Origin of the sequence: Bacillus sp. J33 (genome assembly GCF_000518885.1) — a bacterium.
In the GTDB taxonomy this organism is placed as follows: Bacteria; Bacillota; Bacilli; order Bacillales; family Cytobacillaceae; genus Cytobacillus.
In genome coordinates, this window is sequence record NZ_JAEL01000190.1 from 1 (window position 1) to 1,981 (window position 1,981).

General features: G+C 40.0%; 1 protein-coding gene. It reads right to left on the reverse strand.

Annotated features, from left to right (window positions below; translation table 11 throughout):
• Positions 1-330 precede the first annotated feature (330 nt).
• Positions 331-1,452: an alanine dehydrogenase gene (ald, locus tag L634_RS0128520; protein ID WP_026585307.1), complete on the reverse strand. Its 1,122-nt coding sequence runs from the start codon at positions 1,450-1,452 to the stop codon at positions 331-333.
• Between the last annotated feature and the right edge of the window lie 529 nt (positions 1,453-1,981).

A 1,981-nucleotide genomic window follows, 5' to 3' on the forward strand; every position in this document is an offset into this window, starting at 1 on the left:
AAAAAAAGAGTTCGGAATGAGACTATTCCGAACTCTTTTTGTCTACAAACTGAAATCCGGAGTTTTAAGACTCCGGATTTTTTAATTGGCTTTGATAATAAATCATTTTAAAAAAAGGGAAGGAAAAACGCTCTATTTTGCCATGTTTGTCAATTTTATCGGCCACTTCGCTACATTTATCGGTCACTTCCCTAGGTTTATCGGTCACTTTTTAATTTTATCGGTCACTTTTTCAATATATCGGTCACTTTGCGTCTTAACAACTTTACAGCATTATCATGGTAAAAATCATTTAAACTTTCAGCAATATGGCTGAGTAAGTTTTTTCATTTATTGCTGCACCAGCTGGGTTCTTGTATCTGAATAATCAAGATTATGTGCTTCAGCTACTGCTTTGTATGTTACATATCCATTCAATGTGTTTATGCCTTTCATCAGTGCTTCATTTTCCAAGCATGCCTGCTTATATCCTTTATTGGCAATTTGAACAGCATAAGGAACTGTTACATTTGTTAAAGCAAGAGTAGAAGTCCGCGGAACTGCACCAGGCATATTGGCCACCGCATAATGGACGACACCATGTTTTTCATAGGTTGGGTTATCATGCGTCGTTATTTTGTCCGTTGTTTCGAAGATACCTCCCTGATCAATAGCTATATCAACAACAACAGAGCCAGAGCTCATGGTTTTAATCATTTCCTCTGAGACTAGCTTCGGCGCTTTTGCACCTGGAATTAAGACAGCTCCGATTACCAGGTCGGACTCTTTGACAGCTTCTGCAATATTATAAGGATTTGATATTAAAGTTGTTACTTCTTTTCCAAAAATATCATCAAGCTGGCGAAGGCGTTCAGGGTTTAAATCGATAATAGTAACTTTAGCTCCAAGGCCGATAGCCATTTTAGCCGCATTTGTTCCAGCTACACCGCCGCCGATGATCGTAGCTTTTCCCCGATGTACACCCGGCACCCCGGATAGCAGGATTCCTTTACCGCCGTACACCTTCTCCAAAAATTGCGCTCCGACCTGGGCCGCCATCCTCCCTGCTACTTCACTCATAGGCGTCAGCAAGGGAAGGCTTCGATTTGGAAGCTGTACAGTTTCGTAAGCAATGCCTGCCACTTTTTTCTCAATCAAAGCCCTGGTCAGTTCAGGTTCCGCAGCCAAATGCAAATATGTAAACAGTATCAATCCTTCACGGAAATACACATATTCATTTGGAAGCGGCTCTTTTACTTTCATGACCATATCCATTGACCATGCTTCCTCTGCAGTTTGAACAATTTTTGCGCCTGCATTTACATAGTCCTCATCAAAAAATCCCGATCCTGCTCCTGCTCCGGCTTCAATAAACACTTCATGCCCAAATTGGATCAGGTTTACCACTCCAGCCGGCGTCATGGCTACTCTATTTTCATTGTTTTTTACTTCTTTAGGTACTCCGATTCGCATACTCATACCTCCTATTAAATAGTATTCTTTATCCTCTTATTTGGCTTTATAACATGAAAATATACCAGCAGAATAAAATTTTCGCCTTTCCGCTCCTTGCAGATTGAAATGAATGAAGACGACATTTTCTTGAACTCTGTCTAAAAAATCAGCAATGGAAGACCTGTGTTCCTGGGGAGTTGCTGGCCTAGCTTTCTCTGATGCTGTAAAGAAAACTGTAAAATATTTTATGCCATCTTTAATCATTGGGCAGGTTGTCCTTTTTGTATTTTTTGCAGACGTGCTTCTAAAAGCAATTTAACATTAAGGCTCTTTTCTTAAAGATTGCTGTTTTTGCTTATAAATTCTGCCCGTTGCTTTAACATAATTCGCAGTTGAAAAGCAACAAACTTTACGAAAACAGCCAACTTTAATTAGATAAAAGTTAAAAATACGAAGAGGGTGTCCCAAAAGTCTAACTTTCGGGCACCCTCTTTTTTCTTCTATAAAATTGGCCTGTTGATTTCCGCTCCAGGGACTCGCTTTCCGC